This is a genomic window from Tamlana crocina (assembly GCF_012037625.1).
Genome location: NZ_JAAVJS010000003.1, coordinates 157,402 through 171,727 on the forward strand (window position 1 = coordinate 157,402; position 14,326 = coordinate 171,727).

General features: G+C 39.6%; 13 protein-coding genes. 6 read left to right on the plus strand and 7 right to left on the minus strand.

The window, feature by feature from the left end; translation table 11 throughout:
• Window positions 1–39: 39 nt before the first annotated feature.
• From HC176_RS02975 to HC176_RS02990, 4 genes are read right to left on the minus strand one after another with little or no spacing between them, the layout of a single operon-like run.
• Window positions 40–3,567, minus strand: a complete 3,528-nt coding sequence (locus HC176_RS02975) for an efflux RND transporter permease subunit (protein ID WP_167916706.1) — start codon at window positions 3,565–3,567, stop codon at window positions 40–42.
• Window positions 3,568–3,578: 11 nt separating this feature from the next.
• Window positions 3,579–4,751: an efflux RND transporter periplasmic adaptor subunit gene (locus HC176_RS02980; RefSeq protein ID WP_167916707.1), complete on the minus strand. Its 1,173-nt coding sequence runs from the start codon at window positions 4,749–4,751 to the stop codon at window positions 3,579–3,581.
• A 26-nt stretch (window positions 4,752–4,777) separates the two neighbouring features.
• Complete coding sequence (locus HC176_RS02985; RefSeq protein WP_167916708.1) at window positions 4,778–6,118, minus strand: TolC family protein; 1,341 nt, start codon at window positions 6,116–6,118, stop codon at window positions 4,778–4,780.
• A 3-nt stretch (window positions 6,119–6,121) separates the two neighbouring features.
• Window positions 6,122–6,727 (minus strand): TetR/AcrR family transcriptional regulator, encoded by a 606-nt coding sequence (locus HC176_RS02990; RefSeq protein ID WP_167916709.1) that lies wholly within the window; start codon window positions 6,725–6,727, stop codon window positions 6,122–6,124.
• A gap of 123 nt (window positions 6,728–6,850) precedes the next feature.
• Here HC176_RS02990 and HC176_RS02995 point away from each other — a divergent pair, with 123 nt between their 5' ends.
• The 6 genes from HC176_RS02995 to HC176_RS03020 all read left to right on the plus strand — a co-directional run bounded on the left by HC176_RS02995 (window position 6,851) and on the right by HC176_RS03020 (window position 11,239).
• Entirely contained in the window at window positions 6,851–7,825 is a 975-nt protein-coding gene (locus HC176_RS02995) for a polyprenyl synthetase family protein (protein WP_167916710.1), read from the plus strand.
• A complete protein-coding gene (locus HC176_RS03000) occupies window positions 7,825–8,172 on the plus strand; it encodes a hypothetical protein (RefSeq protein WP_167916711.1) in 348 nt (115 codons plus the stop codon). Before HC176_RS02995 ends, HC176_RS03000 begins: the two co-directional genes overlap by 1 nt.
• A 69-nt stretch (window positions 8,173–8,241) precedes the next feature.
• Entirely contained in the window at window positions 8,242–8,676 is a 435-nt protein-coding gene (locus tag HC176_RS03005) for an RrF2 family transcriptional regulator (RefSeq protein ID WP_167916712.1), read from the plus strand.
• Window positions 8,677–8,724: 48 nt separating this feature from the next.
• On the plus strand, window positions 8,725–9,462 hold the full coding sequence (gene ric / locus HC176_RS03010; protein ID WP_167916713.1) for an iron-sulfur cluster repair di-iron protein: 738 nt from the start codon (window positions 8,725–8,727) through the stop codon (window positions 9,460–9,462).
• Window positions 9,463–9,591: 129 nt separating this feature from the next.
• Window positions 9,592–10,794, plus strand: a complete 1,203-nt coding sequence (locus tag HC176_RS03015; RefSeq protein WP_167916714.1) for a hypothetical protein — start codon at window positions 9,592–9,594, stop codon at window positions 10,792–10,794.
• Window positions 10,775–11,239: a hemerythrin domain-containing protein gene (locus HC176_RS03020; RefSeq protein ID WP_167916715.1), complete on the plus strand. Its 465-nt coding sequence runs from the start codon at window positions 10,775–10,777 to the stop codon at window positions 11,237–11,239. Before HC176_RS03015 ends, HC176_RS03020 begins: the two co-directional genes overlap by 20 nt.
• 10 nt (window positions 11,240–11,249) lie before the next feature.
• On the opposite strand, the gene HC176_RS03025 is transcribed toward HC176_RS03020, so the two are convergent.
• Genes HC176_RS03025 through nirK form a run of 3 tightly spaced genes read right to left on the minus strand, consistent with a single transcriptional unit; the run spans window position 11,250 to window position 14,196 of the window.
• Window positions 11,250–11,960, minus strand: coding sequence for an SCO family protein (locus HC176_RS03025; RefSeq protein ID WP_167916716.1), 711 nt, complete (start codon window positions 11,958–11,960; stop codon window positions 11,250–11,252).
• Window positions 11,961–11,966: 6 nt separating this feature from the next.
• A complete protein-coding gene (locus tag HC176_RS03030) occupies window positions 11,967–12,740 on the minus strand; it encodes a formylglycine-generating enzyme family protein (protein WP_167916717.1) in 774 nt (257 codons plus the stop codon).
• Between the two features lie 10 nt (window positions 12,741–12,750).
• Entirely contained in the window at window positions 12,751–14,196 is a 1,446-nt protein-coding gene (nirK, locus tag HC176_RS03035) for a copper-containing nitrite reductase (protein WP_167916718.1), read from the minus strand.
• Window positions 14,197–14,326 lie beyond the last annotated feature (130 nt).

Sequence of the window (14,326 nt, forward strand, 5' to 3'; positions counted from 1 at the left end):
AAGCAACTAAAAGCTGTTGCTTTAAACTGTGACTAGATGTTACTCTAGCCTTTTATCCATATTAAAAACTTCTTCATTAAGAGGTTCTTCCTGTTTGGCAACACGATTTTTAAATAACCACATTTTCAATTTCATTGAAAGGAAAAACAAAACGGGTACAATTATTAGTGTTAAGAAAGTAGCAATTAATAATCCGTAAATTACTGTCCATGCTAACGGACCCCAAAATACTACATTATCTCCACCCATGTAAATGTTGGGGTTAAAATCTTTAAACAGCGAAAAGAAGTTGATGTTCAAACCAATAGCCAATGGAATTAACCCTAGTATGGTGGTAATGGCTGTAAGTAACACCGGACGCAAACGTGCTTTTCCTGCTTTTACAATGCTTTCAAACAGATCTTCGTTGGTTAAATATTGGTCGTCGTCCAAATCTCTAAGAGCTTTCTTTCTGTCAATCAGCAGTTGTGCGTAATCGAGCAGCACCACCCCGTTATTTACCACGATTCCGGCAAGTGAAATAATCCCCACCATGGTCATCATAATAACAAAGGCTTTTCCGGTGATAACCAATCCGCCAAACACACCAATAAAACTCAGGAAAATAGCCAACATAATGATGGCAGGTTTTGAAACGGAGTTAAATTGGAAAATCAAAATAAAGAAAATCAACCCAAGACCAGTAAAAAACGCTCCCATTAAAAAGGCCATTTGTTTGTTCTGTTCCTCAATCTGTCCGGTGTAATCAATTTTGATGCCTTCTGGAAGACCTTCGTAACTTTTCATTTCGTTTTGAATCTGGTTTACAATGGCCCCGGCATCGGTATAGCCCGGTGCCAATGCCGAATACACCGTTACCACACGCTTGGTATCTTTGTGCTTGATGGCACTGAACCCAGAAGTGTTTTCGTACTTTGAAACTGTTGAAAGTGGAATTTCTTTTAACTGCCCAGTATTGTCCCTAAAAGTGATGTTCTGGTTGAACAGTGCACTGGTATTGTATCGGTTGTCTTTGTTGAAACGCACGTAAATGTCGTAATCATCGCCACCTTCTTTGTAAATTCCGGCTTTAGCTCCAAAAATGGAGTTTCGCAATTGCTGGCCTACTTGGGCTGAGCTTACTCCTAATTCACCTGCTTTTTCTCTGTCTACCGAAACTTGCATCGATGGTTTGTCTTTATTCACATCAATTTTAAGCTCATCAATTCCCGGGATATTTTTGGTGTTGATAAACTCGCGCATGTTTTCGGCCACGGCAATCAATTCGTTGTAATCGTTACCTTCAATTTCAATATTGATGGGCGAACCTGCTGGCGGACCGTTGGCATCTTTTTCAACCGAAATTAAAACACCTGGATAAATGCCCACCAAGGCTTCCTGTACTTTTTGACGCAACAGCTCACTATCTTCCCCGCGACGGTATTTGTACTCGCGCATGGAAGCCGTAATTTTGGCTTTATGTGGCATTTCGGCAGCAGAACCGCCGTCGGTTTGAGGGTTTCCGGCGCCTTCACCAACTTGAGAAACGGCACTCTCTACCAAAAAGTTGTAGCCGTTGTCTTGGTATTGATCTTGACTGATAACATTATAAACCCGTTTTTCAATTTCCTTGGTAATGGCATTGGTTTTTTCGATGGCCGTACCTTGCGGGTATTCAATGTAAACAATAATCTGGTTAGGCTTATTGTCCGGAAAAAACTCCACTTTGGTTCGTTGCGTTGCCAGTGAAATTCCGAAAGTGATAAATGAAACAATGAGCAACAGGAATATGCCGACGCTTAAAAAATACGGTTTTCTACCTGAAAGCGCCCATCGTAACTGACTTTCGTACCATCTTTCCAACTTTACCAAAGTTTTGGTCTGGAAATTGTTTGCCCATTTTCTTAAAAACAATCGATACACCCAAAGCATGATGGCGGTAAATACCATAAGTGTTCCCAATGCACGGTACTCGCCACCTGTAATGAATACCAGTATACCGATAGCGGCCATGATAACCGTAGTTCTGATTATTTTGTTCAGAGGCATGTCTTTGTCTTCGGTATTCATAAATTGTGAAACCAATACCGAGTTGAAAAATATAGCCACGAATAATGATGACCCTAAAACAATGGATAAGGTGATGGGTAAAATCATCATAAATTCACCCATAATTCCCGGCCACAGCCCCAGAGGAATAAAAGCAGCTACCGTAGTTGCCGTAGAAATAATAATAGGAAAGGCGATTTCGCCAATTCCTTTTTTGGCGGCTTCAATGCGGCTCATGCCTTCTTCATCCATCAGTCGGTACACGTTTTCAACCACCACAATACCGTTGTCCACAAGCATGCCTAAGCCCATAATTAAGCCAAAAAGTACCATGGTATTCAAACTATAGCCAAAAATGTTCAGAATCATGAGCGACATGAACATAGACATGGGGATGGCAAAACCAACGAAAATGGCGTTTTTAAATCCTAAAAAGAACATTAAAACGGTTACTACCAATAGTACCCCGAAAATGATGTTGTTTACCAAATCGTCCACCTGACCAATGGTTACGGAAGACTGGTCGTTGGTGATGCTTACTTTTAAGTCTTGCGGAAATACGTTTTCAATGGCATCTTCAACAATAACTTGAATTTGTTCGGCCGCAGCCACCATGTTTTTTCCGGCACGTTTTTTTACGTCGAGCATCACAACGGGTTCACCGTATTCGCGTGCATAAGTAGTTTTGTCTTCTTCTTTAAACGATACTTGCGCCACATCTTTTAGGTAAATGGCGTTTCCGTTTTCTGATTTTACAACAAAATTTTCTAAATCGGAAGGCTTATCTATTTCGCCTAAAATGCGGATGGTGCGTCGTTGCCCACTGGCTTTTAAGTTTCCGGCAGACATGGTAACGTTGCCATTATTTATGGCGCCAATAATATCGCTGAAGGTTACTTTGGCAGCCATCATTTTGTAAATATCAACCGCTACTTCAACTTCTTTTTCCTGTGCACCACGGATATCGGCCTTTTTAATTTCCAATAAATCTTCAATTTCGTCTTGAAGGTATTCGGCGTATTCCTTTAGTTTTTCAATAGGATAATCGCCAGAAATATTAATGTTTAAAATGGGCATTTCTTCCGAAAGGCTCAACTCAAACACATCGGGCTCTACTTTTGCGCCGTTAAAGGTTGGCCAATCTTCACCAGAGGTTTCTGTGTCAATTTCGTCTTTAACCTTTTGTTTGGCTTGTTCAACGGTAATGTTTTCATCGAACTCGACCATAATCATCCCATAATCTTCTTGCGAAGTTGAGGTGATTTCTACCACATTACTCACCGTTTTTAACTTGTCTTCAAGCGGGTCTGTAATTAGTTTTTCAATGTCTTCCGCCGTATTTCCGGGAAATACCGAACTCACGTAGATTTTAGTCTCGTTTACTTCGGGGAAATTTTCTCGGGGCATATCGAAAAATGCCGAAGCGCCAATGTAGAAGAATACAGCAATAAGTACATACATCGTGGTTTTGTTGTTGATGGCCCACGACGACAAACCAAATTCTTTATCGACTTGTTTTTTGTTCTTTTTGTTAGTCATTAGTCTTCTGGTTAGTAGTTAATCACTTTAACGGTTTGTCCGTCTTTTACGCTTCGAGCGCCTTCTTTGATAATTTCGGTGCCATTGCTAACGCCTTCTAAAATTTCAATGACATCGCCTTGGGTTTTGCCCGTTTTTACAATCACTCTATTGGCAACACCTTCGTCGTTTCCGTTTTTATCTTTAATGGTGTAAACGTACTGCTCGCCGTTGGCGTTTTCTGAAATGATACTCTGCGGTACCAAAATAGCCTCGTTATTGGTGTAATCGTTAATCTTCAGTTTTGCTGTTAAGTTGGGCTTGATGTTTTCGTTTTTATTGGGGATGCCCACTTCAATTTTAAACGTTCTGTTGTCCGGATTGATGTAGTCGCTGGCTTGGCGCACTTCGGTTTCAACGCTTTTGCCCAAAATAGGAAACTCGACCACAACGTGTTTTCCTTTGGTGACATCGGGGATGTAGCTTTCCGGTACGCTGGTTTCAATGTACATATCGTTAAGGTTTACCAAGCGCATTAAAGGGGTTTGCCCAGCTGCAACTACGCTACCTTGTTCGGTGATAACATCGTCGATAGTACCAGAAAATGGAGCGGTTACACTAGTTTTTGCCACTTGTTTTTTAAGTTGGTTGACTGTTTCCTGTTGCGCTTCGTAATTCGATTTAGCCTGTAAATATTGAATTTCACTACCAATGTTCTGTTCCCATAAACGCTTTTGGCGCTCGAAGGTAGTTTTTGCCAAATCGGCCTGAATTTGCAATTGAGCCAGCTGTTGGCTAAGTCCGCCATCATCTATTTTTGCAAGGAGTTGTCCTTTGTTAACGCGTTGTCCTTCTTTTACGTAAACCTGTGTTAAAATACCGTTGTACTCTGGGGTGATTACTAAAAGGTTTTTTGTGGTAACGTTACCTTGAATTTCCAGAACGTGTTTAAAAACTTCCTGCTTTGCCAAAAATGTTGTGATTAACGGTACGTGTCTTACCGTATCTAATTTTGATATGGCGTCGTCCAACTGCTTTATTTTGCTGTTGGTCATTTCTTGTTCATTAACCAATTCCGCGCGTTTTTGGCGAATGGTTTCTAAATTATTGCTTTCTAAAACGTTTTCAACAGAGTTTTTTTTGGCTTCGCCTCCACAGGATACTAAAAGCAGCGCGATTATGATTAAAGAAAATGTATGTTTCATTTTTAGTGTTTTTTTTTGATTGGTGATTAGTTAATGGTATTAAGCACGGTTTCTAAAGCAGCCTTTTTGTTGATAACATCGAGCATGGCCTGAAGAAATTCCTGTTGCGCCGAATAGAGTTGTGTTTGTGCTTGCCTAAGCTCGAAACTGGAGCCCACACCCTCAAAAAATTTGGTTTGGTTTTTGGCTTCAATACGTTCGGCAAGGTTTAGGTTTTGTTTTTTGTTGTCGTAATCTTCAACGGCATATTGGTAATCGCTTTTCGCGGAAGCAATTTGCAACCTGATTTTTTGCTCAGTTTCGGTAAGGTCGTCTTTAGCTTTTTCCAAATTGATTTTGGCACGTTGTGTAGCGGCACTTCTGCCCAATGAACTGAAAATGGGAATGTTTAAACTTACACCTAGTAAAGAAAAACCAAACCAATCTTGGTCGCTGTTGGCAAAATTAAACTCATTGCCAAAACCCGAATACCCTCCATTTATAAATGAATTTAAAGTAGGCAGCGCTTTGCTTTTTTCGAGTTTTAAAAGCAACTCTTTCGATTTTGTGTCGTTTTCTGCAATACGGTAATCGATGGTGTTTTCAATGCTTTCATCAGTTGCGAGCAAATCCAAGGTAATGTTTTGTGCTGTTAATTGTTCCAATTTATCGGTCAACACCGTGGGGTTATTAATATCGAGACCCAAGTTGATATTCAGCATTTGATATGCTAAATCTTTTAAGCGGCTTACATTTTTTAGGTTGCTCTGCACGCCCGAAAGGGTGATTTGAAGCTGTTCCACGCTTTCCTGTTCTTCCAATCCGTTTTCGTAAATTTTTTGGGTTTCGAACAGGTTTTTTTCCAAAGTTTCAATATTCCGTTGTAAAATATTTACACTTTCTTCGGCCATAAGCACATTGCCATAGGCTTCAATAACCGCTTTTCTAACTTCAAGATCGGTTTTTTCCTTGGCATTTTTTGAAATCTGTAGATATACTTTTGCCGATTGCAGCCCAACAATGTAAGAACCATCAAAAATCTTTTGGGTTAAGGTGGCTGTAGCGGTCATGTTTTGTTTCGGACTGAAAATAACGTCCTGAAACTCGCCGGGGTTTCCTCCAAAAAACTCTGCAGGAATTAGCGATACCTGTTGTTTTAAAAAGTTTTGGTAGTCAATTTTTGCATCAATTTGGGGCAAACCCGTTGCTGTGGTTTCCCATTTTTGCTTTTCGGCGGCTTCAATGTCGCGGGCGGCATTTTTGGCCGTTCGATTATGTTCCAAGGCATAATCTATGGCTTCCTGTAGTGAGAATCGGGTTGGGGTTTCTTGCGAAAATCCTTTTACTACCAATAGAAAACCAAAGATTAAAATGAGTTTGTGCTTCATGTTTTATGATTGATTTGTTGTTAAATGATGATCCAATTGTTTAAGGCCCTCTGGGGTGCAAATACCGCGCAAATGGTACTCTAAATAATTGTTGTTGAGTGTTAGCATTGAGTAATTATTTAAAGGGAAAAGTTCTTTGTCTTTTAGGGCCATCATACAGGTAAAATAGATTTTGGAGATAAAATCGATGTTAATATTTTTTCGGTATAGGCCAAGTTTTACGCCACGCTCTAGGTTACAGGCTACGCAATCTTCCATAACGCAAAATTGTTTTTCTTTAATGTCCTTAAATATCTTTGGGTAGTATTTCTCCAACTGATATTGGGGCGACGATTTTTCATCTTTTAGATGTTGCATCAAGAATTCTTTGATTTCCAAAATTTCCTCAATGGGGTTTTTCTCTAGGTCGCGAATGTCTTCTATGCCGCTGGAAATGGTTTGGAACAAATACATGACGGCCTCTTCAACGAGAACCGTTTTGTTTTCAAAATATTGATAAATGGTTTTTTTTGAAATGCCTTGGGCACTGGCTATGTCGTCCATGGTAACGCTTTTAAACCCATAGTTTAAAAATAAATCAACAGCACTTTTTAAAATATCTTCCTTCATAATTTCGAGGCAAAAGTACAACAGGAAACTTTAAAAACAAAAAAAGTTTCCTGAGTTTTAACGATAATTTAATATTGTTGTTTTTTACTTTGTATAATGACGACAAAAACCGATTTTTGTTACATGCTTTCAATAGAAGATTACCAACAACATTTTGTTGCTTATTTAAAAGAATACGCCACAACAAAAGAACCCGAAAACCTTTACCGCCCTATTGGTTATATTTTAAATTTAGGGGGGAAACGTTTGCGACCAGTGTTAACATTAATGGCTGCCGAGATTTTTAACGGAGATTATAAAGAAGCCCTCAATGCCGCATTAAGTATTGAAGTGTTCCATAATTTTTCGTTGGTGCACGACGATATTATGGACGGAGCTCCACTGCGTCGAGGCCAAAAAACCGTGCACGAAAAATGGGATGTAAATACGGGGATTCTTTCGGGCGATGCCATGCTGATTATGGCTTACCAATTGTTTGAAAATTATGAGCCAAATACGTTCCTGGAACTGGCCAAGTTGTTCAGCAAAACGGCATTGCAGGTTTGCGAAGGCCAACAGTACGATATGGATTTCGAAACCCGAAACGATGTATCAGTCCCTGGGTATTTAAAAATGATTGGGTACAAAACGGCCGTTTTAATTGGGGCTGCGCTGCAAATGGGAGCGATTGTGGCTAAAGCTTCAGATGAAGACCAGCAAGCCATTTATGAGTTTGGAAGAAATTTGGGAATTGCATTTCAGCTGCAGGACGACTACTTAGATGCTTTTGGAGACCCCAAAACTTTTGGGAAGCAAGTGGGCGGCGATATTATTGAAAACAAAAAAACGTATTTGTATTTGAAGGCGTTGGAGTTTTCAAATGAAAATGAAAGGGAAGAATTAATGGCTTTGTTTTCGGAAACCCCAAAAGATACCAATGTTAAAATAGAGGTTGCGAAAAAGGCTTTTGTATCGTCGGGTTCTGCTGAAGTTACAAAAAAAGCGATTGATGAATACACACAAAAAGCATTCAAAACCTTGGAAATCCTGAATGTTTCAGAAGAGAAAAAAGAACTTTTAAAACGTTTTGGTTTAAGTTTAATGAACCGCACTGTATAATGCAATTACCTGCAACTTTTGATGATTTGATTGAGGAAGCCAATCAGTGCAACCTCTACCAAAAACTAATTTTTCAGCTCAATAAAGATTTTCTTTTGGCTAATATCGATTTAGATTTCCATGAGGATATTTTGCCATCCAGTTTAAAATTGATGCTTCACGAAACGGTTTATAAACTCATTCAGGAAAAATTTACCGAATACCTCAATTTACTTTATATTATCGATGTTTCGGAGCATGCCGTTAAAGCTTTGGATGGGGAAGATGTACTAAAACTTTCAGAAGACGTTTCGTTTTTAATCCTAAGGCGAGAATGGCAAAAAGTGTGGTTTAAAAATAAATATTGAATTTTAATAAAGATAAATTTGTCCTGTTTAAAATTTCTTTCTAAATTTGTTTCGAAATAAATAATCAATATGTTTTCAAAAGCTTGTGAATATGGTATAAAGGCGGCCATATTTATTGCAACCAAATCTTATGAGGGGCAACGTGTAAGCCCCAAAGAAATTGCAAGCGAAATTAATTCGCCCCAAGCTTTTACTGCCAAAATTTTACAGGCACTGGTTAGAAACAACGTAATAAATTCCATAAAAGGGGCTTACGGCGGTTTTGAAATAGAAAAGCATAGAATAGCCAAGGTTAAATTGGCCGAAATAGTAAATGCCATTGACGGCGATAGTATTTATAGTGGTTGCGGATTGGGGCTGGAAAAATGTGATGAAAACCACCCGTGCCCGGTACACGATAAATTTAAAGGGGTTAGGGAAGAGTTGAAAATGATGTTAGAAAATACCACTTTAGAAGAATTAGCACTTAACATAAAATCTGGGACCTCATTTTTAAGGGTTTAAAAAAATTTGAATATAAATAGGATAAAAACATCCGAAATAAATAATATTATGGAAATATTAAGCAATAACACCCAAAAACAAATCGGTCAATTTGTGGCCGATGATTATAGAACAGCTGCTATTTTTAGCAAATACGGTATCGATTTTTGCTGTAAAGGGCACAGAACTATCGAAGAGGTTTGTAATAAAAAAGGGATTGATGCCAATCAATTATTGGATGAACTTGAAGCTTTGCTAAACTCGAAAACCGACCAATCTATCGATTATAAATCTTGGCCCGTGGATTTGTTGGTAGATTATATTGAAAAGAAACATCACAGGTACGTGGAAGAAAAAGTACCGGTGTTGCGTCAATTTTTAGATAAGTTATGCCGAGTGCATGGAGAAAGGCATCCTGAACTGTTTCAAATTAATGAACTTTTTACGGCTTCGGCAGGAGAGTTGGCCGCCCACATGAAAAAGGAGGAATTGATTCTGTTTCCTTTTGTAAAGAAAATGGTTTCGGCAGTAATCAATCAAGGTGGAGTGGAAGCACCACATTTTGGAACGGTTGAAAATCCCATTGCCATGATGATGGAAGAACACGATAACGAAGGCGAACGTTTTAGAAAAATAGCAGAGCTTACCAATAATTACAATCCGCCCGCCGACGCGTGTAACACTTATCGTGTAACCTTCGCGATGTTGGACGAGTTTGAAAAAGATTTGCATCTTCACATTCATTTAGAAAACAATATTTTATTCCCTAAGGCAATAAAACTAGAACAGCAGTTTACAAAAGAATAACTGTTGCATAGCAACCTTTAAATCTAGTTTTATATTTTTAAATTCCAGAGAGGCCAACTTTTCTGGAATTTTTTTATCGAGTAAATTTGCTTGTTTGAAAACAAATAAAATCAATTTATAAAAACTGAAATGCCTAAAAACCTTGTTGTAACCTGTTTAATCAATTTTTTAGTGGCCGCTTTAACGGGGGTGGTGTTGCGTTACGCATTTGTTGGCGAGGTAGGTTTCAATTTTCGGTTTTTAACACATGCGCATTCGCATGTAGCCATGTTGGGCTGGGTGTATTTAATGCTTTACGTATTGTTTGCGCATTTTTTTGTGCCTGAGAAAAAGGCTGTTTTCAATAGACTGTTTTGGCTCACCCAATTGGCTGTAGTTGGAATGATGTTTAGTTTTCCGGTTCAAGGGTATGCGGCAGTTTCCATTGCGTTTTCCACATTGCACATTTTTTGTAGTTATTATTTTGTGTATTTAATTTGGAAACACCAAAAAACTGAACAGCCCGTTGCCGAAAAACTACTAAAAACGTCATTGGTTTTTATGCTGATTTCAACAATTGGTGTGTGGTGTTTGGGGCCTGCGGTTTCTATGCAGGGGCAAGCTTCGGCCTTTTACCAAATTGCTATTCAGTTCTTTTTGCATTTTCAGTTTAACGGCTGGTTTCTTATTGCCGTTTTGGCCGTGTTTTTTTATAAATTGAAATTGGAACCATCCCCAACTTTCAAGCGCTTTTTTCAACTTTTATTGGCTTCTACTATGCTAACCATGGCGTTGCCCGTTTATTGGTTTGTGCCTTTGAAAATATTCTTATGGATTAATGGTTTAGGCGTTTTATTGCAGTTGTTGACCTTGGTGCTTTTAATTAAATTGATAAAACCATATCGAAAGTCATTCATAAAAAACAACACGAAACTTACCATTGCTGTTTTTTGTTTTGCTTTGGTTAGTTTGGTGCTTAAAATGGTACTGCAATCGCTATCTCTGGTGCCCGAAATTGCCGCTGCGGCTTATCAACAGCGCAATTTGGTTATCGGGTTTATCCATTTGCTGATGCTTGGAGCCATTACCGGGTTTTTGTTCGGTTTTATTTTGCAAAGCAGGTTGACTAATTTCAATTTTATTCTTAAACTTAGTCTGCTCCTTTTTATTTTGGGATTTGTGCTAACCGAATTGCTGTTAATGTTGCAAGGGGTAATGCTGTATTTTGGAGTGGGCATTTTGTCAAATTATTTCATACTGCTGTTTACATCGAGCACACTTTTGCCTTTGGGTATTTTAGGGATTACAGTTAACATTTTAAAAAGAAAGATATATGGAACGGAAACCTCTTAAACGACATAAAGCCTTGCAACCTCTAAGCCGCGAACATCATCACGGTTTGCTTTTGTCTTGGAAAATAAGAATGGGATTAAACAAAAACGTAGAAGCGCACCGCATCGGGAGTTATGCTCTTTGGTTTTACAAAACCCATTTAATTCCCCATTTTGAAATGGAAGAACAACACATTTTCCCCATTTTGGAAAGCGACCATAAATTGTTGAAACGCGCTTTGGCCGACCACAGAAGATTGGGGCGATTGTTTGCAGCAGAAATTGAGCATGTTGAAACACTCAGTAAAATAGAAGAAGAACTGGATAATCATATTAGATTTGAAGAACGCGTATTGTTTCCGGAGATTCAAAACGTAGCGACTGAAGCACAATTATTGCAAATTGAAAAAATCCATCGGCCCGATGAAAAATTTGAGGATAATCTGAATGATGAATTTTGGAAATAATTTTCCGAAGTTATGGGGTGACTTTTAAAATACTCTCAATAGTCGCTTGGTTGTCAACGCCCAAACCTTCCTGTTGATGCACCAGTTCGCCTTTTGCATCAAACACCGAAATGATGTTGGAATGCGAAAAATCTATCGGAGAAATTTCTTTGTACTTAACCGAAAGTACGTTGGCAAATTCACGAACACCGCTTTCGGTGCCCTGTAAAAATGTCCATTGTGCGCCGTCCATTAGGTTTTCTATGGCAAAGGCTTTTAGTTTTTCAGGCGTGTCGGTTTCTGGGTCGATGCTCACCATAATAAATTGGATATTTTCAATTTTATCGTCCGGAATTTTAGCTTCAATATTCCGCATATCGGCCACCAATCTGGGGCAAGCGGCTTTGCACGAGGTGTAAATCATCACCATTACCAAAGTTTTTCCTTTTAGGTTTTCCAATTGAATGGATTCGTTTTCCTCGGTATGCCAAGTGGAGGTGAGGTTAAAAATGGAAGCTTCGGAAATGGGGCCATCATCAATTGCTTTTTCAGAAGAGTTTTCAATAGGCTGTAAATCCATTTTACAAGTGGGGCAGCTTCCGGTTTCATTATAGGTTTTTGAGCCTTTACATTGTATGGGGCATTGGTAAACCTGTGCCGTTTGGTCTTTTTTGCCTGAATTGCAATTTTGGAGCATAAATAGTGCAAATAATATAAAGGTGATATGTTTTAGTGATTTCATAATGGGTTATTTTAAAATGTCTTTTACGCAACGGAATCCCAAGTTTTTCATCGAATATTTTGCTTTTAAACTGCCACGGATAGCGTAGCGCATAAAGGCAGCATAGTTCATCAAATCGGTGGCGTTAACAGCGGCACTTCCGCAGAACAAATTTGAGTCTTTGTCTACATCCTTTCTCGATTCGCCCGTAATCAAAACCGAGTTGAAGTCCAGCGTCCATTCCCAAACCAAACCGTGCATATCGTAAACACCCCAAACATTTTTTTGTGTTTTTCCAATAGCGTTTTGGTTGGTTCGTGGCGTTTCGTACCACGTCAAAATCTGTTGGTTGTATGATGGTTTGTTTCGCGCATCTTTGGTGGTTTCGTCGGCCATGGCTACATATTCCCATTCATCAACGGTGGGCAATCGCTTGCCTTGGCATTCGCAATAGGCTTTGGCTGCAAACCACGATACGTAGGTGACCGGGCTGTTGGGATTTTCAATCGCTTTCAATTCTGAATGGCTTTTCCAGTTGGACAGATAGCTTTTGTCTGCAAATAGTGAAATGACGTTGTTTTTCTGCCATTTGGGGTATTTTTGAACAAAGGCCATGTAATCGGCGTTGGAAACGGGGTAAACATCCATTTGAAAATCGTTCACTTCAACTACTGTGGAATCGCGACCGTACAACGGAATGTAACGACTGCCTTTAATGAAAACCATACCTTCAGGCTGGGCATAAAACTCCATTTGAAACACTAATAAAACAAACATTAATCTGAAGGATGGAGCTTTCATAATTCTCTATTTATCGATTTTTTACTTTATCTACCATGGCTTTGGTAACTACCGTTTTATTGTTGTCCCAACTGTTGTAAACATAAGTGAGTACGTTGGCGATTTCTTCAGAAGACAACATTTGGCGGGTCATAACACTGTTGTATTTTTGGCCGTTTACGGTAATTTCGCCAGTTAATCCATTAACAACGGCGTTTATCGCTCTATTCACATCGGCATTCAAATAATCTGATTTTGCCAATGGCGGAAACGCATTGGGAACACCTTGGCCCTCGGCTTGGTGGCAAGCAAAACAGGTTTGCATGTAAATTTGTTTTCCGAATTTCATTTGTTCGTCCAAATTTTTTGCGGGTATTTCGGCTTCCACAATCTCATCGGTGGTTGGCATTTCTTGAATTCCGCCGCCTTCCGGAAGGTAAATATCGTCCCGTAACTCACCCGAATATATTTTTATATCCTCTTCGCCTTCCACTTTCAGCATGCCCAGCGCCCCTTTGTTAAAAGCCCTGAAGATGGAGTGGTCTACCAAAATAAAGGTTCCGGGTACATCAACCGTAAATTCTACGATGGCGGCACCGCCTGCGGGAATCAAAGTGGTCTGTACATTTTCGTTTATTTTGTCGCCACCTTCAATGTGTACTTTGTCAAATATTTCACCAATAACATGGAACGAAGACACCAAACCGGGGCCACCGTTGCCTACAAAAAGCCTCACCGTTTCGCCTACTTTAGCCGTAATGGCATTATCTCCTGTTAGCGAACCAACACTTCCATTGAATACGACGTAATCGGCCTTTTCGTCAACGGCTTTTTGCATATCGAAGGGTTGCAGGCCACGTTCGCCGTTTTTTCCTTTGGTATAAAAATCGCCCTGCATGATGTAGTATTCTTTATCGACAATAGGCAAACCGCCTTCGGGTTCAACCAAAATCAACCCGTACATGCCATTGGCAATGTGCATGCCCACGGGCGCTGTGGCACAGTGGTAAACGTAAAGTCCGGGATTTAAGGTTTTGAACGAAAATGTTTTTTCATGGCCGGGTGCCACAAACGACGATTCGGCACCGCCACCAGGGCCAGTTACAGCATGCAAATCGATGTTGTGGGGCAATTTGTTGTCGGGGTGATTTTGCAGATGGAATTCCACTTCATCACCCACGCGGGTTCTGATAAAACTTCCGGGCACGGTGCCTCCAAAGGTCCAATATACATAAGTAACCCCATCGGTCATTTCGCCCTCCTTTTCAAGGATTTCCATTTTAACGATTAGTTTCTTTGCTTGTCGTCTTCCAACGGGAGTGGGTACATGGGGTGGCGATGTGAGTTCGGCAACCATTTCCCTGCTTACAGGAATGTCGGCCGAATTTTCATAGTGTTTTTCTTTGTTGTTAAAGCATGAAATAAGCAAAAAAGTGCTGCAAAATGTCAGGGTAATGTGAAAGAGCGAACGTTTCATGTTATCAATCTTTTAGTGATTCTTGAATTAGGATAAAATTGTCTTATTTGAGTTCCCTCAAATTTACTAAAGATGAAGAATGCTAAATATGATAAAAGTCAGTTTTGGGAGGAGAGGTGAAAATTAATTT